Here is a 21,005-nt window from a genome sequence, read left to right on the forward strand (position 1 = left end):
CCAGTGAAGGCCTTGTCACGGTGTCAAGGTCAAGCGGCGCCGGCCGGCGGTCCCGTTCCGCGTGTCACACACGGTTCTGGAGGGCAGGCGCGCCAGGCGGGCGCGGGTGCCGAGGGTACGTTCGCGGCCCGCAGCACCTCGGCGATGCTGTCACGCAGGTGGGCGACGACGAGGTCCACGTCGTAGCGCCCGCGCAGGAAGGGACGGGGCGGCCCCTGACGAGAGGAACTCGCCAGGGGCCGCCCCGTGTTCGGGGATGCACGCGTCTCGCCCTCGGTGTCACGAGGCGGGGGAGGACCCGTCCTGCGTGAGGGTGATGACCGAGGCGGGGCAGACACCTGCCGCGACGCGGACCGCCGCCCGCTGCTCCTCCGGCGGCCGGGCGTCCAGCAGCACGACCAGGCCCTCCTCCTCGTCCTGGTCGAAGACCCGAGGCGCGGTCAGGGCGCACATTCCGGCGCCGAGGCAGCGGTCGCGGTCGACATGGACGTCCACGGGATCAGACCTCGTCCCAGGTCACCGGCAGCCGGTGCACACCGTAGATGCTCATGTCCGTCCGCAGCGGCACCTCCTCGGCCGGCACGTCGAGCCGCAGCGTGGGGAACCGACGCAGCAGCGCCGGCAGGGCCACCGTCAGCTCGACGCGGGCCAGTTGCTGCCCCAGGCACTGGTGGATGCCGTGCCCGAAGCCCAGGTGTCCCGTGGCCTTGCGGTGCAGGTCGAGCACGTCGGGACCGGGGAACCGCTCCGGGTCCCGGTTGGCGGCCTCCAGGGACAGGGTGACGCTCTCGCCCGCCTTGACGACCAGCCCGTCCAGCTCGACGTCCACCAGCGCGGACTTCACGCTCGTGTGGGCGACGGTCAGATAGCGCATGAGCTCCTCGACGGCCTGCGGGGCGAGCTCAGGGTCCGCCCGCAGCGCGTCGGCCTGGGCCGGCTCGGTGAGCAGGGCGAACGTCCCGTGGGCGATCATGTTGGCGGTGGTGTCGAGCCCCGCCGCCAGCAGGAAGCCCCCGATGCCGACCAGTTCCTCGTCCGTGAGGTCGGAGTCCCTGGCGAGGTCGCCGAGCAGGTCGTCGGCGGGCGCGGCGCGCTTGGCCGCCACCAGTTCGGCCATGTACTCCTGGAGCCCGACGAAGGCGCCGTACCGCTCCTCGGGCGTCACGTCCATGGACATGATCGTGTGCGCGTGCCCCTGGAACCGCTCGCGGTCGGCGTACGGCACCCCGAGCAGCTCGCAGATCATCAGGGCGGGAAGGGGACGGGCGAACGCCTCGACCAGGTCCACGCCCGGGCCGCCGCGCTCCATGGCGTCCAGGTGCTCCGCGGTGATCTCCGCGACCCGGTCGGAGAGCTGCCGCATGCGGCGGACGGTGAACTTGCCCGTCAGGATGCGCCGGAAGCGGGTGTGCTCGGGCGCGTCCATCCCGGTCATGTCGCCGAGCGGGGCGGGCGGCAGCGGGCCCTCGGGCCCGCCGGGGAGCGGGTAGTGCATCAGCTCGTAGCGCGAGCTGAAGCGGCTGTCGCCCATGATCGAGCGGACCGTGGACCAGCCGGTGGCGAGCCAGCCGACGTGCCCGTCGGGGTACGTCATGCGGGCGAGCGGCCTCTCCTCGCGCAGTTCCGCCAGGCCGGCGGGCGGGTCGAAGGGGCAGCCGGCGGATCGTCCGGTGGGGAGCGTGACCGGGGCCGCGGCGTCTGCGGGCTCGCCGGCCGCTAAGGTCCGGGCGGTGTCGGGGCGGGTCGACGGTTCGTGCTGCATGGCGTCCTCCTGGGTGAGTGGTGAGTGGTGAGTGACGTGCGGTGGCGGGGTGTCAGAGCGTGGCCGTGCGGCCGAAGGCGGAGCGCGCCCACAGGTAGCCGACGAGCGTGAGGCCGACGCACCAGGCGAGCGCGAGGTATCCGCTGTTGCCGATCCCGGTGCCCATGAGCAGGCCGCGCAGGGTCTCGATGACGGGGGTGAAGGGCTGGTACTCGGCGAACCAGCGCAGCCCCGTGGGCATGGAGTCGGTCGGCACGATGGCGCTGCCGAGGAAGGGCAGGAAGGTCAGCGGCAGGGGTGCGTTGCTCGCCGACTCGGGGGTCTTGGCGACCAGGCCCATGCCGGCCGACAACCAGGTCAGCGCCGTCGTGAGGAGGGCGAGGAGGCCGATCGCGGCGATCCACTCGACGGCGGAGGCGTCGGGCCGGAAGCCGATGGCGAGCGCGATGCCGATCACCAGGGCGATGGCGATCATGGTCTGGATGACGCTCCCCACGACGTGCCCGGTGAGGAACGCGGCCCGCGAGATCGACATCGTACGGAACCGGTTGACGATGCCCTCGGTCATGTCGACGCAGACACCGACCGCCGTCGCCACCGCGCCGGCCGTCGCGGCCATCAGGATGATGCCGGGAGCGACGTAGTCGATGTAGGCGCCGCCGCCGGTGGGCGCGCCGGCGATCCCGCTGCCGAGGGCGCCCCCGAAGGCGTAGTTGAAGAGCAGCAGCATCATCACCGGCATGATGACGGTGGACAGGGTCATCGAGGGGTAGCGCATGGCGTGCTTGAGATTGCGCCGCAGCATCGTCATCGAGTCGGCGGCGGCGTACGAGAGGGAGCTCATCGGGTCATCTCCGTAGCGGTGGCGGGCGTGCCGTGCCCGGTGAGGGTCAGGAAGACGTCGTCGAGGTCCGGCGTGTGCACGGTCAGCGACTCGGCCCGGACGTCCGCGGCGTCGAGGACGTCGAGCACGGCCCGCAGGGTGGCGATCCCGCCGTCGCTGGGGACGCGCAGCGTGAGCTCCTCCGGGTCACGGGCCGCAGCGCCGAAGTGACGTGCCGCGGCGTCGAGTTCGTCGGCCGTCGCGAACCGGAGGCGGATGTGGCCGCCGGGGACGATGCGCTTGAGCTCCTCGGAGGTGCCCTCGGCGACGAGCCGGCCCTGGTCGAGGACGGCGATGCGGTCGGCGAGCTGGTCGGCCTCCTCCAGGTACTGCGTGGTGAGGAAGATCGTCACGCCGTCGTCGGTGACCAGCTCGCGGATGATCTCCCACATGGTGCGGCGGCTGCGGGGGTCGAGCCCGGTGGTCGGTTCGTCGAGGAAGATGATGCGGGGGTCGCCGACCAGGGTCATCGCGAGGTCGAGCTTGCGGCGCATGCCGCCGGACAGGGTGCTGACGGGCTTCCGGGCGGCCTCGGTGAGGTCGAACCGGCGCAGGAGCTCGGCGGCGCGCCGCCTGCCCTCGGGCCGGGGCAGGTGCCGGAGGTCGGCCATGAGGAGCAGGTTCTCCTCGGCGGTGAGGAGGTTGTCCACGGCGGCGAACTGGCCGGTCACGCCGATGGCGGCCCGGACGCGCTCGGGCCGTTCGGCGAGGTCGTGACCGGCGACCTGGGCCCGGCCGCCGTCGGGGGCGATCAGCGTGGAGAGGATCTGGACGGTGGTGGTCTTGCCGGCGCCGTTGGGTCCGAGCAGGGCGAAGACCGTGCCCTCGGGGATGGTCAGGTCGATGCCGTCGAGGACGACCTTCTCGCCGTAGGACTTGCGCAGTCCGAGGGCCGAGATCGCCTGGGCGGTGGCCTGGGTGGTGAGGGGTGTCGCGGTCATGGCGTGCGTCTCCCTAGGTGTGAGGTGTGACATGGCACATGTGAAATTGCCTGCGGGGTTGCGGGTCGCCGCCGCGAGGGTGGCGACAGCGGCCCGGGAAGTCAGGCCTGAGGGAGGCCGGGTCCGGGGGAGGTGAGGCCCGCAGGGGGAGGGTGCGGGCCGGGTCAGGCGCGGCGGATCACGATGTCGCCGACTCCGGTGCGGGCGTGGATCTCGACGGTCTCCGCGGCGTTGTCGGGGCCCTCGGCGGCGCCGAGCGAGTTGCGCACGGTGCCGACCCGGGTGTTGACGTCCAGCCACGCCGCGGTGGACTCCCGTACGCCGATCTCCAGGTCGTGCGCGGCGGCCTGGAGCTGGATCACGCCCCGGACGACCTCGTCGATGCGGATGGCGCCGTTGGCGGACCTGGCGTCCACGGAGGCGTGGGCGAGGCCGACCGTGATGCGGCCGTTGGCGGAGTTGGCCTTGAGGTCGCCGGTGATCTCGCCGATCGTGATCTCGCCGTTGCCGTTCTTGACGACGGCCCCGCCCTTGATCTCGCCGATCTCGACGCGGCCCTGTCCGTGGATCTCGGCCTGGCCGGTCGCGCGGTTGACGCGGATGTCGCCGTGGCCGGTCCGCAGGTGGGTGACGCCGGCCTCGTCGAGCCGGATGTCGCCGAGGGAGGCCTTCACGCGGCACTCGCCGAGCGGCCCCTCGCTGATGAAGTCCCCGATGGGGGCGGTGCCGTTGAGGCGTGAGCCCGCGGGGAGCTCGACGGTGATGTCGATCGAGCCGTGCTTGCCGAACGGCGAGCGCTTCCTGGGTCCCTTCACGGTCAGCGTGCCGTTGGCGTACGTGACCTTGGTCTGCTGCGCGACGCGCACGTCGACGTCCTCGGCTCCGTTGCTCGGCAGCACCTCGACGACCGTGTCCGTACGGTCGCTCGCCGCGAGGCGTACGTTTCCGACCTCGAAGTCCAGGATCGCGGTGATGGGCTCGGGCGTTTCGAAAGAAGGCATGGCTGTCCCGTCCTCTTGGCTCTGGTGGGTGTTCGCGCAGGTGGTGCGGGTGATGGCGGGGGCGGGGGCCGGTTAGCGGACCCAGCCCCGGTAGCTCTGGCCCGTTCGGCCGGACCGCGGGGCGGACTGGGCCGGTCCCGCCGGTTCCAGGGCGAGGGCGACCGCCCGGACGAGCCAGGCATTGACCGAGAGGCCCTCCTGTCCGGCGGCGTCCTCCACCCGGGCCTTGAGGTGGGCCGGGAGGCGGAAGTTGATGCGGGCGGTGCCCCCTTCGTCGCCGTCCCCGACGGGCGGCGCCACCGGGGCCGTACGTGGCGCCATCGGTGCCGCCATGGTGGTGTCGTCGTTCGGTGCCTCGGTCGTGAGCGGGGACGTCACCACGAACTCGGGATCCGTTCCCCGCAGCCGTACGTCGACCGAGCCCGGCGCCAGTTCGCGGGTGATCTCCTCCGAGGCCGCGGACAGGGCGTTCAGGAGTGTCAGGCGGGCGGCCGATTCCAGGGGGGCGGTCAGCCGCTCGGCCAGGGCGCGCGCCTCGTCGCCGCCGGCGTTGGCGGCGACCGCGAGCTCGCTGCGGAGGTGGTCGACGTAGGGAGTCAGGTCCATGAGGAGATAGTGGCACCACTGTGGCGCCATTGCAAGTCCCTGTGGCGCCATGTGGCGCTGTGTGGCGCCATTCTGCGCCAAGCGGTGCCAGGCAATGCCAGGTGGCGCCAGTCCGTGCCGTGCGGGTGCGCTCGGTCGGGACGGGCTACTCGGCCTGCTGCCGACGCACCATCTCCGCGATCCAGGCAGGCGCGAACGGCGACGTGCAGCCCGGGGGAGTGGGGTAGTCCTTCAGCACCTGCAAGCGCTCACCGATGTCGATCGCACGGGTCCGGAGCCCGGGGTGCTCGATCCCGATCTGGGCCAGGCAGTGGTTCATCGCCCACTGGAGCCGGTCCGGGGCGTCCTTCATCTCCGCCTCGATGACGTCGAGCAGCCCTCCGAGGTCGAGGCCCTCGGGCTTCCTCGCCGCGCGCTCGGTGGTCAGCGCCCAGCCTGCGCTCGCGACCACGGGATCCGGATCGGCGGTCCAGGCCAGGCGCAGCTCCTCGGAGTGCGGGCTCTTCTTCACCACGTAGCTCACGAGCCAGTCGTGCACCTTGGGTGTGCGCGCCTCGCGCAGCATGGAATCCAGCTCGTCCCGCCGGAACGCCTTCGGGCGGCAGATCAGGATCGCCAGCAGCCGCGCCGCCGTGTCGTCCGTCGCCCACAGCCGGTGCGAGAGTTCCTGCTGGGTCTTCAGCCGCTTCGCGAGCGCGCGGAGCTTGCCGAGGTTCACGCCGTGATCGTCGCCGTGCCGCTCGTTCACCGCGCGGATCTTCGGGTCATCGAGTCCGGCCAGCTCGGCCAGCACCTCGGTCACGGTCGCGTCGGTCACCGTGGCCTCGGCCGCCTTCGTCCCGCTCACCTGGGGCCTCCTGTCCCGCATGTCGCGCTCGTCCGGTCCTCAGCCTATGCCGGAGCCGGGCGTCCGGGCTCCCGGGGCTTCCGGTAGGTCACCGGGCGTTTTTCGAGCGGGCGTAGTGGCGGCGGGCGCGGTCGCGGTTGCCGCAGTCGCCCGAGCTGCACCAGCGCCGGGTGCCGCTGCGGCTGCGGTCGAGGAAGAACCATCCGCAGCCGGGTCCTCCGCAGCGCCGGATCCGTTCGAGGCCCGGGCCGCTCAGCAGCGCTTCGGCCTGGAGGGCGAGGGAGTGGCCCAGGTCGGCGAGCCGCTCCGTGCCGGGCTGCCAGCGCAGCGGGAACGCCGGCGGCAGCTCCGCGTTCTCGCGGGCCCGGAGGATCACCTGACGGAGCTCGCTCCACTCCTCGGGCGGCGGGGGCCCGCCCTCGGTGAGTGAGTCCAGGACCGGCCAGAGCAGGGCGCGAAGGTGTCGTAGCGCGGCCAGTTGGCGCTGTGTCTCCTCCGTCTCGGCCTCCCCCAGCGCCTCTTGGAGGGCGGCGGACTGCTGCGAGGTGAGCAGCCCGGCGGCGACCGCCCATCTCGCCCAGGCCGTGGCGCTCTGCACCCGCTCGGCGTGGCGGGCGGGGTCGGTCCGCCAGGCGACGGTGTTGGCGAAGTCCAGCACCGGGTGCCCGCCCATGAGCGTCACGCCCGCGGCCGTACCAGGGACGGCGTCGGGGGCGTCGGGGTCGTACTTCTCCACGTTCTCCACTGTCACCCCACCAGTGTAGCCATCTAACAGGCGTACAGGCTTATGCCTGTTAGGTTGTGGCCATGGACAACTCCTTGCCGGCGCCACGAGGCGTCGCCACACCCCGAGAGCGCTTCCGCTCCGGACTCGAAGTCGGGGCAGGACTGGCAGCCGCCTCGTTCCTGCTCGCCACCAGCTTCGGCGCGCTGACGCAGGCACAGGGCTGGGGCACCCTCGCGCCGATCCTGTGCTCCGTGGTCGTCTTCTCCGGCTCCGCGCAGTTCGCCCTGGTGGCGGCCCTGGGGACGGGCGGGGGCGTGGCCTCCGCGGTCACCGCCGCGGCCCTCATCAACAGCCGCTTCCTCCCCATGGGCATGGCCATCGCCGGCGACCTGCGCGGCGGCCGGCTGCGCAGGGCCCTGGAAGGCCAGGCGGTGGTGGACGGCTCCTGGGCGGCGGCGCACCTCGGCGGCGGACGGTTCGACCGGTACGTGCTCTTCGGCGCGACCGCTGTCCAGTGGCCGGCCTGGGTCGCAGGGACCGCGCTCGGTGTCGTCGTCGCCCCTGAACCGGAGCTCCTGCACACCCTCGGGCTGGACGTCATCACCCCCGCCCTGCTCGTGACGTTCCTGATCGACGAGGTCCGCAAGGAGCGGGCCAACCGGCTGCCGGCCCTGCTCGGCGCGATCATCGCGGCAGCGCTGATACTGGTCCTGCCCACCGGACCGGCCTTGATCGGCGCGGCCACCGCCGCCCTCGTCGCCCTCGTCAGACCCGCCCCGAGGACATCGGCCCGTCCGGCCGACGCCGACTCGGCAGCCGAGGTGGCCGGATGAGCCTCTGGATCGCCATCGGCGCCATCGCCCTGATCAGCTTCGCCTTCAAGGCCATCGGCCCGGCGGTCCTGGGCGGCCGCGAACTGCCCGTACGCACCCGGTCCGTACTCGCCCTCGTGGCACCGGCCCTGCTCGCGGGCTTCATCGTGACGGCCTTCGCCGGACCGGGCTGGAGCGCCGTGGACCTCACCCTGCTCGGCGGCCTCGCGACCGTGGCCGTCCTCCGCCACTACCGGGCACCGCTGCCAGTGACCCTCCTGGGCGCGGTGGCCGTCACCGCGCTCCTCCGCCTCTGGACGTCATGACACGGGCCACGCGCATGCCGCCCGGCATGGTGAAGTGGTCGCAACCGACCAGAAGGAATCACCCATGCAGTTGGTACTCGACCCGCCCCGCGGAGTGGCCCCCGTCCGGCTGGGGATGACGCTCGACGAAGCGGTCGCCGCCGTGTCCGCATGGGGCGAACCACGGGTGTACGGGGCCGACGCGGTACGCGACTTCGACCTGGTCTCCACCGAGTACCACGGCATCGGGTTCCAGGCGGCCCTGGAGCGCGACCACCGGGTCACCGCCGTCACCGTGTGGGCGCCCGACGAGGACGAGGCCCTGGACGTGCAGGTCCTGCTGGACGGCCTGGACGTCTTCCGTACCCCGGCCGACGAGATCCTCGCGCACGCCGCGCGAAACGGCCGGCACGTCAACGACGAGGACCCGGAGGCCCCGTACGTCCCCGGAGTCACCCTGGCCTTCACCCGGGCCACCTCGCAGGACGTGCCACGGGACGCGACGGGCCTCCCGATCCGCTTCACGTCGGTGCTCGTCGCGGACGAGAAGTACCGGACCGCCGAGCCACTCCGCGCGAGCGGCGAAGCAGGAGCATGACCGGCACGGCACACGTGGCCGTCAGCGGAACTCGTGGATCACCTGGATCTCGCCGACGACGTGCGCGTTGAAGTCGTCCAGCTCCCCGGCCGGCACCCAGAGCTCGAGAATCGTCCGCCCGCCGGCCTGCTGGACGGGATACCGGCGCAGGAACTCCGAGTCGACCTCGAACCGGGTGACGAAGCCCGCGCCGTCGTGCTTCACGTTCCAGTCCCGGGCGATCCGGATCGCGTAGTCCTCGTCGAGCACCGGGTAGAAGATCGGCTGCTCGGGCAGACGCGGCGGCCACGCACGCCAGTTCAGCTCGCGGACGAGGTCCAGCTCCACGGGACCGGTGGGGCGCCACAGGGTCGTCGTCGCCTGGCGGCTGGTCATGCGCGTCCCTCTCTCTCGGCCGGGGCGGCCGAAGGTACGGCCGGCGGGGACCCGGACGATAGCCGCGCCGCGGACCCGGCGGCCACCCGGTTTCCCGTCCTCGGCCGGTCGCAGGCACGCGCGCCGGCCCGGCGGGGGAGTCCCGTCGGGCCGGCGCCGGGGTGGGTGACGTCAGCAGGCGTCGACCCAGAGGTGGGAGCCGACCCGGTCGTTGACGGGCTCGCCCTGGCCCTCGCCCGGGCCGAAGAACCTCAGGCCGTGGGCGCCGAGGTCGGGAATGGAGTGCCCCTGGTGGAGGCAGACCCACGAGCCGGTCCAGGAGACGCCGCGGAAGAGCTTGACGTCCTCGCTACGGCCGGGGAAGCCGTTGTTCCAGATGTCCGAGATCTTGTTCTGGCAGCCCGCCCAGTTGCCGTTGGGCCCGCTCCACTTGCAGTGGGCTCCGCCCGCGTGGGGGTGCTCCCAGGCGTAGAGGAAGCCGTCCGGTGCGGGGACCGCCGCCGGCGCGACGGCCGCCCTGGTCTCGGGGACGGCGACGCGGGCATCGGCCACCGGGGCGGTCAGCAGGGTGAGGGATCCGACGGTGAGTGCCGCCGCGAGGGCACGCTTGATACGCATGGTGTGTCTCCTTCTGGGGTGGTCGCCGTGCCGCCGTTCGCGGCGCGGCCGTTGGGCCGCCGTGTGGCACGTGGCACACGGCGGAGTTCTGGGGCGGGCGGTCAGGCCCGCTCGTCGGCGTCGAGGATCCGGTGAGCACGGGGCAGCGCCGCCGCCCTCAGCCGGTCCCGCGTCTCGACGTCCGCGCGGTACTCGCCGGCCAGCAGCCTGCCGTGGTGCTCGTCGAGGTCACGGGCCGTGCCGGCCAGCCCCGATTCCCCGCCGCACCGGACCTCCGCCAGGGCGAGGGCGACCTCGCGTTCCTTGCCGAGGGGGCGTTCGGGGGAGAGCGCGGCGGCCCGGGCGTCCGCCGGCGCCGCGAACGCGTGTCCGGCGCGCCGCATGCACTCCCGCCACGCACCGAGCCGTCCCCGGTAACCGGGGTCGGCCACGACACGGCTCCGGCGGATCTGGACCAGCGCGTCGACGCGGGTGGAGGCCCGGAACCAGGCGCCGAGGTCTCCGTACAGACCCTTCTGGGACTCCGCGACGCAGCCCCGGTCGCTGCGCCGGACGCTTCCGCCGCCCGGGAGGGTGACGGTCAGTCCGTCGGGCGAGGTGCCGTTGGCGGCGGCGAGCGCCGCGGCCTTACGGTCCGTCGGCAGCGCCGCGAAGTAGGCGCGGTTCGGATCGCTCGCTGCACGGGCGTCCCGCTGCCGCCGCAGCTCGGAGCCGTAGCCGTGGCGGCGGGCCCGGTCCGCGTCGTCGAGGACGTACACGAAGGCCGTGGCCCCGGAGTCCTCGTCGAGCGGGAACACCTCGTACGTGAATCCGTGCCGCCGCATGCAGTCGCGCAGCAGCCGCTGTTCGGCGTCGTGGAGCAGCCGGTCGTCCGCGGTGACCGCCCCCGCGGAACCGGGACGTTCGGGAGGCGGGCGTTCACCGGAGGGTGGTTCACCGAGGCCGGCCAGCAGGGTCGCGACGAGGGCGATCGTGGCGCTGGTGACCGCCACGGCCGTGGCGAGGGGGGAGCTGTGGGCAGGGCTGTGCCGGGGCATGGGGGATCTCCTGCGGTGGTCGGGGACGAGCAGCCGACGACGAGGCCTGGGGCCCCGGACCCGTGGGCCAGGAGGCGGAGAAGGCGGTGGTGTCGTCGGGCGACATCGGAAGACGTGGGGAAGGCGTCGGAGCATCCGTGCGGTGCGTGGCTCCGACGTACGGCGCGGGGGCGCACCGGGGCGGGAAGCCCGCTCCGGGGGCCGCTGCCGAGCGGCGTCCCGGTCGGACAACGGAAGTCTGCGGCGGGCGGGAAGCGGCCCGCAACCATGTCCCGGCCGTTTCGCCGAAGTCGGGATCCCCACCCTTCTGACCTGCGGGGACTTGCTTGTCCCGGGACAGGAACGACCCCGGGACACGGCTCGGGCCGGCGCAACGCGACGGGCGCCGCGTCGTTCTCGTGGTGTGCCGACCGTCGGCACCGTCGTCGTCCGCGGCGGCGGGCCGGCCAGAACCGAGGGAGCGGATCCGTGGACCACCGGAACGAGCACGGGGACGGACCTCCCCGCCACGCGGACGCGAGAAGCCGCCGAGCAGACCCGCCGATCGCCGGCGAACGGGAACGGGCCGCCTCCCGCCGAGGGTTCGTCGCGGCCTTGACGCTGGGCGTTACCGCCTGCCTCGCCGCGCTCACCGGCGGCGGCGTCGGTGTCGGCACCCCCGTGACGGCCCCGCCGCGCGTGGAGGTCCTCGCACCCGGAGCCGTACCGCCCGTCCTCGTCCCGGCCGCGGCCCAGGTGCCCGCGCCGTCCGAGCGGTCCACGCCGTCAGGGCGGTCCACGCCGTCCGGGCGGTCCGCGTCGCGAGCGCCGGCCGCGCCGGCCGTGCCTCCCGGGCCCGTCCTCGACCAGGACTTCGCCGATCCGGACGTCGTGCGGGTCGGCCGGATCCACCACGCCTACGCCACCAACGCCCACGGCAGGAACATCCAGCACGCCACCTCCACCGACCTCGTCCACTGGACGGTCGACGGCACGGACGTGCTGCCCGAGGTCGGCGCGTGGGTCACGCTCGATCCGCCGGGCCACGTCTGGGCGCCGGAAGTCTTCGACAACGGCGACGGATTCACGCTCCACTACACGGCCCGCGACCGGGCCGGCGGGCGCCAGTGCATCGGCGTCGCGCTCGCGGACGCGCCCGGCGGCCCGTTCCGGCCGGTCGGCGACGGCCCGCTGGTCTGCCCGACCGAGCAGGGCGGCGCGATCGACGCGTCGAGCTACACCGAGAACGGCGTCCGCCACCTCCTGTGGAAGAGCGACGGCAACTGCTGCGGGCTCGACACCTGGCTCCACCTCCAGCGCGTCTCATGGGACGGCACGCGCGTCACCGGCGACCCCGTCCGGCTCGTCAAGCAGGACGAGCCCCACAACTGGGAGCAGGGCCTCGTCGAAGCGCCCACACTCGTCAAGCGGGACGGTCGTTACGTCCTCCTCTTCTCGGCGGGCGACTACCGCACCGACGCGTACGCGGCGGGCTGGGCGACCTCCGACGCCCTCACCGGCCCGTACGTGAAGGGGAGCGGTCCCTTCATGACCACGACGTCCTTCGCCGGCGCGATCGGCGGGCCGGGCGGTCAGGACGTCGTGACCGGCCCCGGCGGCCAGGACCGCATCCTCTTCCACGGCCGCGGCGCCGACGGCTCACGACGGGTCCTGTACGCCGCCGACCTCGGCTTCGCCGACGGCCGTCCGGTCGTGCGAGGCAGCCGGACGGTGTACGAGGCGGAGCTCGCCCAGGTGCACCTGGCGTCCGTCCGCGAAGCGCGCAACGCCTGGGGTGACCGGGCTGTCGGGCACATCGACGAACCCGGCAGCTTCGTGGAGTTCCGGGTCTACGCCGCCTCTCCGGGCCGTCACACGATGAGCGTGCGCTACGGCAACGGCTCGCTGGACGCCTCGGGCGCACCGGCCGCCGCCTCGCACGGCCTGACGGTCGACGGCCGGGCCGCGGGCGCCGTCGGCTACCCGTACACCGGCTGGGACGAGTGGCGTTCGACCGACGTCCCGGTGGACCTGCGAGCCGGGTGGAACACCCTCCGTCTCACGAAGGGCGAGCGCTACGCGGAGCTGGACGCCGTGGAGGTGGCGTAGGCCCCGACCCGCCCTGTCAGGCCCACTTCTGATGTGCCGTCCCGTCGCACGGTGACACCCGCAGACCGCCCGCGCTGTCGGCGAGGCAGCGCCGGGCGGTCGTGCTCCGGATCTCGACGGCCACGTCGTCCCGTGCGCTGACGGTCCACCGCTGCGACGCCGCCGGGCCGCAGGGCGTCGTGGACAGGCCGCCGGGGAGGTGGTCGAGGCACTCTCCCGTCGCGTGGTTCCTGAGCTGCGTGCCGCCGTCCGGCGTCGTGCGGACGGTCCAGCGCTGGTACGACATGCCGTTGCAGGCGAAGGACCGGGTGCCCATGTCGAGACTGTCGTCGAGGCAGGCGCCCGTCGCACGGCTCACGAAGATCCTGGGTGCGGGCGACGCGGCCGACGCGCCGTGTGCGCTGTGCCCGCTGGGCGCGGCCGACGGGTCATCGCCGCCCGCCGGGGGACCGGGCCGGAGGAGAACGGTGCTCACGGCTCCGATGACCAGGCCGATCACGGCCCCGGCGAGGGCCCAGCCCGTGGGCCCTCGCCGCAGGGAGAGCCACCGCCGCGCGGGACCGGTCGGGACGCCCGCCTCCGCCGTACCGACACTCCGCACCGACTCGTCCGGGACCGATTCGCCAGGGACCGGCACGTCTGGGACCGGCACGTCTGGGACCGATTCGCCAGGGACCGGCACGTCCCGGACCGACTCGGCCTGTTCCGGTTCGCCCTGGACAGGCTCGCCCCGGACCTCTGCGTCCTTCTGGCGCCGGACCGGCTTGCGCTGGCTCCGCTCGGCGGCAAGCCACAGGTGCCGGTACTCGGAGGGGTCGGCGTCGAGGGCCTCGCACAGGTCACGGACCGTCTCCCACGGGGGAACGGTGACGCCGAGGAAGTACCGCGACAGGGACGAGTCGCTGATGCGCACGCTCGTCTCGAGGGCTCGCAGCGTGTGTCCCGAGCGTCGCTGGAGGTCGCGCAGCGCCCTGCCGAGCGCGCGGGCCGGTTCCTGGTCGTCAGGCCGGACGGCAGCCATGATGGCGCCCTTCGCAGGAGGGGCAAACGGTGTTCCAGCAGGTCAGAACCCTAGGGGGCGGCAGATCTCGGTGGCAAACAGGAACACTCTCCCGGAGGAACCCGAGCGGGCCGGTTGACGGAGAGGAGGGGCACCCACCTTTTTGTGGGTACTTGTCGCGTGACCGGCGCCGGGAGAACCTGGTGGTGACCGAGGACACGGAGACGGAGACGGAGGGGGAAAGGAGCCGGACGAGCGTTCAGGACGCGGCGCGCTCCTCGGCTAGCCGGTCGAGCCGGCGGTGGCCCCAGTCGGAGAGGGGCGCCAGCGCGTCGGAGAGTTCGCGTCCGATGCCGGTCAGCGAGTAGACGGTCTTCGGCGGCACCACGTCGTGCACCTCGCGGTGCACGAGGCCGTCCGCCTCCATCTCCCGCAGGGCCTGGGTGAGCACCTTCTCGCTGATCGCCGGAATCCGGCGCCGCAGTTCGCCGGGGCGGTGCGGCCCCGATTCGAGCATCCAGAGCAGCAGGGTCTTCCACTTGCCGTCGATCACGGCTACGGCGGCGGTCACGCCGCAGACCTCCGTGTCGTGCGCTCGGCCGCGCGTCATCGTGCTCGCCCCCCGGCCATGTCCGTCTTCTCCGTCTCCTCGGTCACGTCTTTCTTCTTACCTCATCTACAAGGGAGTTCCGCCGTGCCTTCTTCCCCGACGTCTCCGTCCCCCTCCGTCACGGTGATCGGTCTCGGGCCCATGGGCCGCGCGCTGGCCGGCGCCTTCCTGGACGCCGGAGTCCGTACCACCGTGTGGAACCGGACCCCGGGCCGGGACCGCGAGCTCGTCGCGCGCGGCGCGGTCAGTGCGGCGAGCGTCGCGGAGGCGGTCGCCGCGAGTCCGCTCACCGTGGTCTGCCTGGTCAACTACGACGCGACGGATGCCGTACTCCGTCAGGTCGCCGTCACCACCGCGCTCAAGGGCCGGACCCTCGTGAACCTCTCCGCCGACACCCCGGACCGGGCCCGGGACACCGGTCGCTGGGCCGGCGACCACGGCATCCGGTATCTCGACGGCGCCATCATGACGCCCACCCCGACCATCGGCACGCCGCAGGCCGTGTTCCTGTTCAGCGGCCCGGAGGAGCTGTACGCCGATCACCGGGCGGCGCTGGACGCCTTGGGCGGCTCCCACACGCACCTCGGCGAGGACATCGGGCGGGCGGCGGCGTACGACATCGCGCTGCTCGACATCTTCTGGACGTCGGCGGCGGGGTACGTCCATGCCCTCGCCGTGGCCGGAGCGGAGGGCGTCTCGCCGCGCGAACTGGCCCCGTTCGCCCAGGGCATCGGTGCGATCCTGCCGCCGCTCTTCCAGGAGATGGCCGAGGACATGGAGAGCGGCACCTACTCGGGCGAGGGCAATCCGCTGACGTCAGCGGTGTCGTCCATGGCGCACATCGTCCATGCCTCCGAGGCCCACGGCATCGACGCGGGGGTGATGCGGGCGGCCGAGGGGCTCGCGCGCCGCACGGTCGGCCTGGGCCACGGCGCCGACGGCTTCACCCGGATCGCCGAAGTCCTCACCCGCCGCTGACGGTTCAGAGTTCGTCGGAGAGCTCCGGGGCCGTCTCCCCGAAGCACTCCTCGGGCGCGGACTCCCGGCCCTCCTCCGTACGGACGCGGGTCAGGGCGAGGGCGCGGTTGCGGCCCGTGTGGGCGGCGGGTCCGGTGACGATCACGATGCCCTCGTCCTCGGTGTGGAGGACGAGGCCGGGTGTCCCGGCATAGGTGCGGCGGGTCACCTCGGCCGCGAGGATCTCCAGACGGCGGCCGTGGTGGTGGGTGTAGGCGGCCGGGTAGGACGCGCGCCGGGAGGCGACGAACGGTGCGAGGGACTCCGCCGGAAGCGACCAGTCGATCCGGCGGTCCTCGACGGAGTGGGTCCGTGCGGGGGAGCCGGTGCCGGGGCCGACGCGCCCCGGGGGGCCGTGGACCACGCCGGCTGGCTCCGGTTCGAGGTGGCGGTGGACGCGCCGTAAAAGGGAGCCCAGTTGGTCGCGCTCCGCCGGGCTGAGCGGGGCGAGGATGTCGTCGTCCGCCGACGCGATGTCCGCGCTGAGCTCGGCCAGCGCGGTCCTGCCCTCGTCGGTCAGCCTGACGACGACGCGACGCCGGTCGGCGGTGTCCCGGACGCAGTCCACGTGTCCGGCCCGGTCCAGGTCGTTCACGATCTTCACGAGGTCGCTGGCGTTCATGTCGAGCCGGGTGGCCAGGGCCGTCTTCATCTGCGGGCCGAGGTCGGCGAGCAGCGCCATCACGGTGAGGTGCCAGAGGCGGAGCCCGCGCGCGGTCAGCCGCTCGGTGAGGCGTCGGCGCGCGGCCTTGCCGATCGCCGTCAGGAGATACGCGTGGAGGTCGAGGACGCTCGGTGGTGTCATGCGCGTCGTCGGCGTCGTGGAGGGAGGGGCGCCGGCCGGTGCGGCCGGGGATCCGCTCGGGAGCGTGCTGAGAGTCAGGCCGGAATCGGTGAGTGCCGCGAGGACCCGTGCCCAGTCGGTCGGGACGTTCGAAATCGCGACGAAGGCGAATCGCTCGCCTTCCGGGTCCTGTGCCGTCCCCGTGACGACCGGCTGCTCCATCGAGTGATCCTTGGGTGAGGTGAACCTAATATCCGTCCACCGACGCACCCCGGGACCGTCCGGGGCACGTCAGTGGCTATGCGGGGCTGTGGCTTGTCGCGGCGGGGCGCAGTTCGAGCGTGCAGCACTTGACGCTGCCGCCCGCCTTGAGGAGTTCGGAGAGGTCCACGCCGATGGGGTGGAAGCCCCGGTCGCGCAACTGCCCGGTCAGGCCGGTGGCGTTGTGCGGCAGCACGACGTTGAGGCCGTCCGAGGTCGCGTTGAGGCCGAAGACCGCCGCGTCCTCGGCCGTGGCGATGACGGCGTCCGGGAACAGGCGCCGCAGCACGGCGAGGCTGCCCGGCGAGAAGGCCGCGGGGTAGTACGCGATCGTCTGCTCGTCGAGCACGGTCAGCGCGGTGTCGAGGTGGTAGTAGTCCGGGTCCACGAGCGTCAGCCCGATGACGGGGCGGCCGAAGTACTCCTGCGCCTCGTCGTGCGAGCGCGGGTCGCTGCGGAAGCCCGTACCGGCGAGCAGCCACTCGCCGGCCAGCAGGTAGTCACCCTCGCCCTCGTTGACGACATGGGCGGTGCGGAGATCCGGGAATCCGTTGTCGCGCAGCCAGTCGTGGTAGGCGGGGCCCTCCGCGATGCGCTCGGCGTCGCGGAACCTCGCGACGAGCGCCCGGCCGTCGATCACGGTGGCGCCGTTGGCGGCGAAGACCATGTCGGGGAGGCCGGGGAGGGGGTCGATCGTGTCGACGGTGTGCCCGAGGCTCAGGTAGACCTCGCGCAGCTTCTCCCACTGGGTGATGGCCAGTTGGGTGTCGACGGGCTTCGCCGGGTCCATCCAGGGGTTGATGGAGTAGACCACGTCGAAGTGGGTGGGCCGGCACATGAGGTAGTGCCGAGGCCGTGCGGTACGCATGGAAAGGGTCCTCGTGGTCGGGGGCAGGGTCAGGGGCGGCCGGTGAGGTAGCCGCCCATGGAGGTGAAGTACTCGGCCGCAGCCAACTCGCGCCCGTCGTCGGTCCGTACGCGCGTGACGGCGAGTCCGCGGTTGCGGCCCGTGCGGGCGTCCGCTCCGGCGACGATGACGACGCCGTCGCCCTCGCGGTAGAAGATCCGGCCGGGAGTTCCGCCGTAACGGCCCGTGGAGACGACGGCGGAGAGGATCTCCAGGCGCCGGCCCCGATGGAACGTGAAGGCTGCCGGATACGGCTCGGACTGGGCGCGGACCAGGCGCTCCAGGACCTCGGCGGGCCAGCTCCAGTCGATGCGGATGTCCTCCTCGGCCCGCTTGTGGAAGAAGGTGGCCTGGGACCTGTCCTGTGGCGTGAACTCGGTCTGCCCGGAGGCGATCAGGTCGAGCGCGCCGATCGTGACCGGGGCGATGAGGTCGACCGTCTTGTGGAAGAGGTCCGTCGCGGTGTCGGTCGGCTCCACGGTGACCGACTCCTGCCGGACGATGTCGCCGGCGTCGAGCACCTCGTCCATCATGTGGGCGGTGACGCCCACTTCCGGCTCGCCGTTGATCAGCGCCCAGATGAGGGGCGAGAAGCCGGCGTACTTCGGCAGCAGCGAGTCGTGGACGTTGAGCGTGCCGTGGCGCGGCAGCGTGTAGATGCGCGGCGGGATCCACGTACGCCAGTTGTTGGCCACGATGATGTCCGGATCCGCCTCCTTGAGGCGCTCGAACAGCTCCTCGTCGTCTGGCCGGTTGCGGATGACGACGGGGACGCCGTGCTCCGCGGCCAGATCGGCGACCGAGTCGCTCCAGATCTTCTCGTACGCGTGCTCGCTCTTGGGGTGCGTCACGACCAACACCACGTCGTGCTCGGAGTCCAGGAGCGCTCGGAGGGTCCGATGGCCCCAGGTCTGATAACCGAACATGACGACCCGCATGGGCTTCCTCCTCGGAAGAGCGATTGATCGATGCCAGTAAAGCAAGGCTTACCTAACATGACAACTGGGCTGTGATTCAAGGCTGTTCAGGGCCACTTCTTCATCGCCGTTCGCAGCTGCCCGTCGACAGGCACCGTCAGATCAGGTTAGCTTTACCTAAGTTCGACTCGGGTCGCCGCCTCCGGTGTGCCCCGACGTCCTGTTCCCGGCCCACGCCCCCCACAGGCGGCACGCACGATGGGAGTGACATGTCTCAGGTTCTTCCTGGCGACACACCTCTGGTCCACGACCTCATTGGAATCGGCTTCGGGCCGTCCAACGTGGCCATGGCGTTGGCGCTCAGCGAGCACAACGCACAGGTCGACAGGGAGGAGGCGGTGACCGCGCACTTCTTCGAGCGGCAGCCGTCCTTCGGCTGGCACCGAGGCATGCTGATCGACGACGCGACCATGCAGGTGTCCTTCCTCAAGGACCTGGTGACGCTGCGGAACCCGGCGAGCGAGTACAGCTTCCTCTGCTACCTGCGGAGCAAGGGCCGACTGATCGACTTCGTCAACCACAAGAACCTCTTCCCGCTGCGCGTGGAGTTCCACGACTACTTCGAGTGGGCGGCGGCGAAGGTCGACGACATGGTCTCGTACGGCCACGAGATCATCGCCGTCGAACCCGTCGTCCAGGACGGCGTGGTGGAGTACCTGGAGGTCACGGCCCGCGCCGGCACGGAGCTCGTCGTGCACCGCGCCCGCAACCTCGTCCTCGGCACCGGGCTGCGCCCCCGCATGCCGGAGGGCATCGAGCGGAGCGAACGGGTCTGGCACAACTCCGAGCTGCTGGCCAAGGTGGACGGCCTGGAGGGCACCGCCCCCGAGCGCTTCGTCGTCGTGGGCGCCGGGCAGAGCGCCGCGGAGAACGTGGCCTATCTGCACCGCCGGTTCCCCGACGCCGAGATCTGCGCCGTCTTCTCCCGCTACGGCTACAGCCCCGCCGACGACAGCGCCTTCGCCAACCGCATCTTCGACCCCGAGGCGGTCGACGAGTACTTCACCGCCCCCGAGGACATCAAGCGCAAGCTGATGGAGTACCACGGCAACACCAACTACTCCGTGGTGGACATCGACCTCATCGACGACCTGTACCGGCAGTCGTACCAGGAGAAGGTCCTCGGCACCGAGCGGCTCCGCTTCCTCAACATCTCCCGGCTCGTCGGCGTCGAGGACGGCCCCGACGGGGCCCGTGCCACCGTCAAGTCCCTGGTCAGCGGCGAGGAGACGACACTCGACGCCGACGTGGTCGTGCTCGCCACCGGCTACAGCCCCGCCGACCCGCTCGGCCTCCTCGGCGACGTCGCCCGGCAGTGCCACCGCGACGAGCAGGGCCGGATCCGCGTCGCACGCGACTACCGCGTCGCCACCGACCCCGAACTGCGCTGCGGCATCTACCTCCAGGGCGGTACGGAACACACCCACGGCATCACGTCCTCGCTGCTCTCCAACACCGCGATCAGGGTGGGGGAGATCCTCGAATCGGTCGTCGGACACCGCCAGGCCGACGTCACCGCCTCGGCCTCCTCCCGAGTGTCCGCCTCGGTGCCGGTCCCCGCTCCCGCCGGCGCCGCGGCCCCGGCCGTCGGTGAGGGCCGGCCGGTCGTCGACGGAGTCGGTACGGCCCGCTAGGCCGGCGCCTCCGTCGCACCTCGGTCACGTCTCCGCGCCCCCCACGCGGCACCCGCCGCCCCTCCGCCGGACGGACTCCCGCCCGGCGGCAGCGGCACGCACTGTGAATCCCCGTGAAAGGAAAGTCCGTGTCAACTGGTGCACGTCCCACCGCCCTTGTGCGGTTCGCCAGATCCGCTCCCCGTGTTGCCGTCCTCGCGGTGGCGGCGCTCGCACTCGCCGCCTGTGGGGGCGGTACGGAGAAAACCGGGTCGTCCTCCTCCCCCTCCGCCCCGGCATCGGCCGGCGGAGCGGACAAGCCCGCCGCGTTCCCCGTCACCGTCGCGCACAAGTACGGCAGCACGACGATCGACAAGGAGCCGAAGACGATCGTCACCCTCGGCCTCTCCGACCAGGACGCGGTCCTCGCGCTCGGGATCAAGCCGGCCGGCTCGGTCGACTGGTTCAAGGAGCAGCCGTACGGCAAGTGGCCCTGGACCAAGGACAAGTGGGGCTCCGTCAAGCCCGTGATCGTCGGTGAGCGCGACGAGTACAACATCGAGAAGATCGCCCAGCTGAAGCCGGACCTTGTCATCGCCCAGTACTCGGGGATGAAGAAGGAGCAGTACGACACGCTCTCCAAGTTCACCAAGGTCGTCGCCCAGCCCAAGGAGCACCCCGACTACGGGGCGCCCTGGCAGGTCATGACCCGGCAGATCGGCAAGGCGCTCGGCAAGGACGCCGAGGCCGAGAAGCTGATCGCCGACATCGGCACCCGCTTCAAGGCCGTCCGCGAGAAGCACCCCGAGTTCGCGACGAAGACGCTGGCCGTCGCCGACTCCTTCGAGGCCGGCAAGTACTCGGCGTTCACCAAGACCGACCCCAAGGCGATCTTCTTCTCCGAGCTCGGATTCAAGCTGAAGCCCGAGATCGACGGCCTGGCCAAGCCGGGGTGGAACGTCGCCGAACTCAGCGCCGAGAAGCTGAACATCCTCGACGTCGACCGGCTCGTCTGGGTCACCTCCAGCACCGAGGCCAACGACCGCATCAAGGCCGAGCCGCTCTACAAGAAGCTGAAGGTCAACCAGGAGAAGCGCGACCTGTTCGTGCCCTACCAGGACCCGGACATCGGCGCCGCGTTCTCCTTCAACACCGTCCTGTCGATCCCGTACGCGATCGACGAGATCGAGCCGCTGCTCGCGGCCGTCAAGTGACGGCGCACCGCTGCCGCACCCG

The 21,005-nt window shown here is 72.1% G+C and carries 23 protein-coding genes; 7 read left to right on the forward strand and 16 right to left on the reverse strand.

All coding sequences use genetic code 11. The annotated features are described in order from the left end of the window. Positions 1–279 precede the first annotated feature (279 nt). The 8 genes from DEJ46_RS35150 to DEJ46_RS35185 form a co-directional block, all read right to left on the reverse strand. Positions 280–495 (reverse strand): ferredoxin, encoded by a 216-nt coding sequence (locus tag DEJ46_RS35150; protein WP_150272898.1) that lies wholly within the window; start codon positions 493–495, stop codon positions 280–282. Positions 496–499: 4 nt separating this feature from the next. Beyond that, complete coding sequence (locus DEJ46_RS35155; protein ID WP_150272900.1) at positions 500–1,762, reverse strand: cytochrome P450; 1,263 nt, start codon at positions 1,760–1,762, stop codon at positions 500–502. A gap of 52 nt (positions 1,763–1,814) precedes the next feature. After that, positions 1,815–2,606 (reverse strand): ABC transporter permease, encoded by a 792-nt coding sequence (locus DEJ46_RS35160; protein WP_150272902.1) that lies wholly within the window; start codon positions 2,604–2,606, stop codon positions 1,815–1,817. Further along, positions 2,603–3,586: an ATP-binding cassette domain-containing protein gene (locus DEJ46_RS35165; RefSeq protein ID WP_150272904.1), complete on the reverse strand. Its 984-nt coding sequence runs from the start codon at positions 3,584–3,586 to the stop codon at positions 2,603–2,605. Before DEJ46_RS35165 ends, DEJ46_RS35160 begins: the two co-directional genes overlap by 4 nt. 164 nt (positions 3,587–3,750) lie before the next feature. Beyond that, positions 3,751–4,587 (reverse strand): DUF4097 family beta strand repeat-containing protein, encoded by an 837-nt coding sequence (locus tag DEJ46_RS35170; protein WP_150272906.1) that lies wholly within the window; start codon positions 4,585–4,587, stop codon positions 3,751–3,753. A gap of 72 nt (positions 4,588–4,659) precedes the next feature. Then, positions 4,660–5,193 carry a hypothetical protein gene (locus DEJ46_RS35175; RefSeq protein ID WP_150272908.1) on the reverse strand — a complete coding sequence of 178 codons (534 nt, stop codon included), beginning with the start codon at positions 5,191–5,193 and terminating at the stop codon, positions 4,660–4,662. Between the two features lie 145 nt (positions 5,194–5,338). Next, positions 5,339–6,040 (reverse strand): DNA alkylation repair protein, encoded by a 702-nt coding sequence (locus DEJ46_RS35180; RefSeq protein ID WP_223835332.1) that lies wholly within the window; start codon positions 6,038–6,040, stop codon positions 5,339–5,341. An 88-nt stretch (positions 6,041–6,128) separates the two neighbouring features. Further along, positions 6,129–6,791 (reverse strand): CGNR zinc finger domain-containing protein, encoded by a 663-nt coding sequence (locus tag DEJ46_RS35185; RefSeq protein WP_150272913.1) that lies wholly within the window; start codon positions 6,789–6,791, stop codon positions 6,129–6,131. Between the two features lie 56 nt (positions 6,792–6,847). Between DEJ46_RS35185 and DEJ46_RS35190 the strand changes: the two genes are divergently transcribed. From DEJ46_RS35190 to DEJ46_RS35200, 3 genes are all read left to right on the forward strand, one after another. Continuing rightward, a complete protein-coding gene (locus DEJ46_RS35190; RefSeq protein WP_150272915.1) occupies positions 6,848–7,600 on the forward strand; it encodes an AzlC family ABC transporter permease in 753 nt (250 codons plus the stop codon). Next, positions 7,597–7,905 (forward strand): AzlD domain-containing protein, encoded by a 309-nt coding sequence (locus tag DEJ46_RS35195; RefSeq protein ID WP_150272917.1) that lies wholly within the window; start codon positions 7,597–7,599, stop codon positions 7,903–7,905. Before DEJ46_RS35190 ends, DEJ46_RS35195 begins: the two co-directional genes overlap by 4 nt. Before the next feature lie 64 nt (positions 7,906–7,969). Further along, complete coding sequence (locus DEJ46_RS35200) at positions 7,970–8,482, forward strand: hypothetical protein (RefSeq protein WP_150272918.1); 513 nt, start codon at positions 7,970–7,972, stop codon at positions 8,480–8,482. A gap of 21 nt (positions 8,483–8,503) precedes the next feature. On the opposite strand, the gene DEJ46_RS35205 is transcribed toward DEJ46_RS35200, so the two are convergent. The 3 genes from DEJ46_RS35205 to DEJ46_RS35215 form a co-directional block, all read right to left on the reverse strand. Next, the gene (locus DEJ46_RS35205; protein WP_150272920.1) at positions 8,504–8,857 is read right to left on the reverse strand and encodes a hypothetical protein; all 354 of its coding nucleotides are present in this window, start codon (positions 8,855–8,857) and stop codon (positions 8,504–8,506) included. Between the two features lie 171 nt (positions 8,858–9,028). Next, a complete protein-coding gene (locus DEJ46_RS35210; protein WP_150272922.1) occupies positions 9,029–9,475 on the reverse strand; it encodes a peptidase inhibitor family I36 protein in 447 nt (148 codons plus the stop codon). A 101-nt stretch (positions 9,476–9,576) separates the two neighbouring features. After that, positions 9,577–10,512, reverse strand: a complete 936-nt coding sequence (locus DEJ46_RS35215; protein WP_150272924.1) for a hypothetical protein — start codon at positions 10,510–10,512, stop codon at positions 9,577–9,579. A gap of 594 nt (positions 10,513–11,106) precedes the next feature. Here DEJ46_RS35215 and DEJ46_RS35220 point away from each other — a divergent pair. Beyond that, entirely contained in the window at positions 11,107–12,600 is a 1,494-nt protein-coding gene (locus DEJ46_RS35220) for a family 43 glycosylhydrolase (protein WP_223835333.1), read from the forward strand. A gap of 16 nt (positions 12,601–12,616) precedes the next feature. Here DEJ46_RS35220 and DEJ46_RS35225 read toward each other — a convergent pair whose 3' ends face one another. Both DEJ46_RS35225 and DEJ46_RS35230 read right to left on the reverse strand, forming a co-directional pair. Further along, positions 12,617–13,621, reverse strand: coding sequence for a helix-turn-helix domain-containing protein (locus DEJ46_RS35225; protein ID WP_150272928.1), 1,005 nt, complete (start codon positions 13,619–13,621; stop codon positions 12,617–12,619). A gap of 238 nt (positions 13,622–13,859) precedes the next feature. Then, on the reverse strand, positions 13,860–14,210 hold the full coding sequence (locus DEJ46_RS35230) for a winged helix-turn-helix transcriptional regulator (RefSeq protein WP_150272929.1): 351 nt from the start codon (positions 14,208–14,210) through the stop codon (positions 13,860–13,862). A gap of 84 nt (positions 14,211–14,294) precedes the next feature. On the opposite strand from DEJ46_RS35230, the gene DEJ46_RS35235 reads away from it, so the two are divergent. After that, the gene (locus DEJ46_RS35235) at positions 14,295–15,188 is read left to right on the forward strand and encodes an NAD(P)-dependent oxidoreductase (RefSeq protein WP_223835334.1); all 894 of its coding nucleotides are present in this window, start codon (positions 14,295–14,297) and stop codon (positions 15,186–15,188) included. Between the two features lie 4 nt (positions 15,189–15,192). Here the strand turns inward: DEJ46_RS35235 and DEJ46_RS35240 are convergent, their stop codons facing one another. The 3 genes from DEJ46_RS35240 to DEJ46_RS35250 form a co-directional block, all read right to left on the reverse strand. Next, complete coding sequence (locus tag DEJ46_RS35240; protein WP_190623052.1) at positions 15,193–16,233, reverse strand: winged helix DNA-binding protein; 1,041 nt, start codon at positions 16,231–16,233, stop codon at positions 15,193–15,195. Between the two features lie 76 nt (positions 16,234–16,309). Continuing rightward, on the reverse strand, positions 16,310–17,140 hold the full coding sequence (ddaH, locus tag DEJ46_RS35245) for a dimethylargininase (protein WP_150272933.1): 831 nt from the start codon (positions 17,138–17,140) through the stop codon (positions 16,310–16,312). A 29-nt stretch (positions 17,141–17,169) separates the two neighbouring features. Continuing rightward, positions 17,170–18,117 carry a methionyl-tRNA formyltransferase gene (locus tag DEJ46_RS35250; RefSeq protein WP_150272934.1) on the reverse strand — a complete coding sequence of 316 codons (948 nt, stop codon included), beginning with the start codon at positions 18,115–18,117 and terminating at the stop codon, positions 17,170–17,172. A gap of 248 nt (positions 18,118–18,365) precedes the next feature. Here DEJ46_RS35250 and DEJ46_RS35255 point away from each other — a divergent pair, with 248 nt between their 5' ends. Then, a complete protein-coding gene (locus DEJ46_RS35255; protein ID WP_150272936.1) occupies positions 18,366–19,790 on the forward strand; it encodes a lysine N(6)-hydroxylase/L-ornithine N(5)-oxygenase family protein in 1,425 nt (474 codons plus the stop codon). A 128-nt stretch (positions 19,791–19,918) separates the two neighbouring features. Continuing rightward, the gene (locus DEJ46_RS35260; RefSeq protein WP_150272938.1) at positions 19,919–20,983 is read left to right on the forward strand and encodes an iron-siderophore ABC transporter substrate-binding protein; all 1,065 of its coding nucleotides are present in this window, start codon (positions 19,919–19,921) and stop codon (positions 20,981–20,983) included. Positions 20,984–21,005: the final 22 nt, after the last annotated feature.

Source organism: Streptomyces venezuelae, assembly GCF_008642375.1.
GTDB classification, from domain to species: domain Bacteria; phylum Actinomycetota; class Actinomycetes; order Streptomycetales; family Streptomycetaceae; genus Streptomyces; species Streptomyces venezuelae_G.

What these genes read in the sequence shown, in the direction of transcription:
- DEJ46_RS35215 (WP_150272924.1), bottom strand. Translation starts at nt 10,512, where the DNA reads ATGCCCCGGCACAGCCCTGCCCACAGCTCCCCCCTCGCCACGGCCGTG.
- DEJ46_RS35165 (WP_150272904.1), bottom strand. Translation starts at nt 3,586, where the DNA reads ATGACCGCGACACCCCTCACCACCCAGGCCACCGCCCAGGCGATCTCG.
- DEJ46_RS35240 (WP_190623052.1), bottom strand. Translation starts at nt 16,233, where the DNA reads ATGGAGCAGCCGGTCGTCACGGGGACGGCACAGGACCCGGAAGGCGAG.
- DEJ46_RS35230 (WP_150272929.1), bottom strand. Translation starts at nt 14,210, where the DNA reads ATGACGCGCGGCCGAGCGCACGACACGGAGGTCTGCGGCGTGACCGCC.
- DEJ46_RS35190 (WP_150272915.1), top strand. Translation starts at nt 6,848, where the DNA reads ATGGACAACTCCTTGCCGGCGCCACGAGGCGTCGCCACACCCCGAGAG.
- DEJ46_RS35155 (WP_150272900.1), bottom strand. Translation starts at nt 1,762, where the DNA reads ATGCAGCACGAACCGTCGACCCGCCCCGACACCGCCCGGACCTTAGCG.
- DEJ46_RS35205 (WP_150272920.1), bottom strand. Translation starts at nt 8,857, where the DNA reads ATGACCAGCCGCCAGGCGACGACGACCCTGTGGCGCCCCACCGGTCCC.
- DEJ46_RS35175 (WP_150272908.1), bottom strand. Translation starts at nt 5,193, where the DNA reads ATGGACCTGACTCCCTACGTCGACCACCTCCGCAGCGAGCTCGCGGTC.
- DEJ46_RS35195 (WP_150272917.1), top strand. Translation starts at nt 7,597, where the DNA reads ATGAGCCTCTGGATCGCCATCGGCGCCATCGCCCTGATCAGCTTCGCC.
- DEJ46_RS35225 (WP_150272928.1), bottom strand. Translation starts at nt 13,621, where the DNA reads ATGGCTGCCGTCCGGCCTGACGACCAGGAACCGGCCCGCGCGCTCGGC.
- DEJ46_RS35255 (WP_150272936.1), top strand. Translation starts at nt 18,366, where the DNA reads ATGTCTCAGGTTCTTCCTGGCGACACACCTCTGGTCCACGACCTCATT.
- ddaH (WP_150272933.1), bottom strand. Translation starts at nt 17,140, where the DNA reads ATGCGTACCGCACGGCCTCGGCACTACCTCATGTGCCGGCCCACCCAC.
- DEJ46_RS35160 (WP_150272902.1), bottom strand. Translation starts at nt 2,606, where the DNA reads ATGAGCTCCCTCTCGTACGCCGCCGCCGACTCGATGACGATGCTGCGG.
- DEJ46_RS35250 (WP_150272934.1), bottom strand. Translation starts at nt 18,117, where the DNA reads ATGCGGGTCGTCATGTTCGGTTATCAGACCTGGGGCCATCGGACCCTC.
- DEJ46_RS35210 (WP_150272922.1), bottom strand. Translation starts at nt 9,475, where the DNA reads ATGCGTATCAAGCGTGCCCTCGCGGCGGCACTCACCGTCGGATCCCTC.
- DEJ46_RS35200 (WP_150272918.1), top strand. Translation starts at nt 7,970, where the DNA reads ATGCAGTTGGTACTCGACCCGCCCCGCGGAGTGGCCCCCGTCCGGCTG.
- DEJ46_RS35170 (WP_150272906.1), bottom strand. Translation starts at nt 4,587, where the DNA reads ATGCCTTCTTTCGAAACGCCCGAGCCCATCACCGCGATCCTGGACTTC.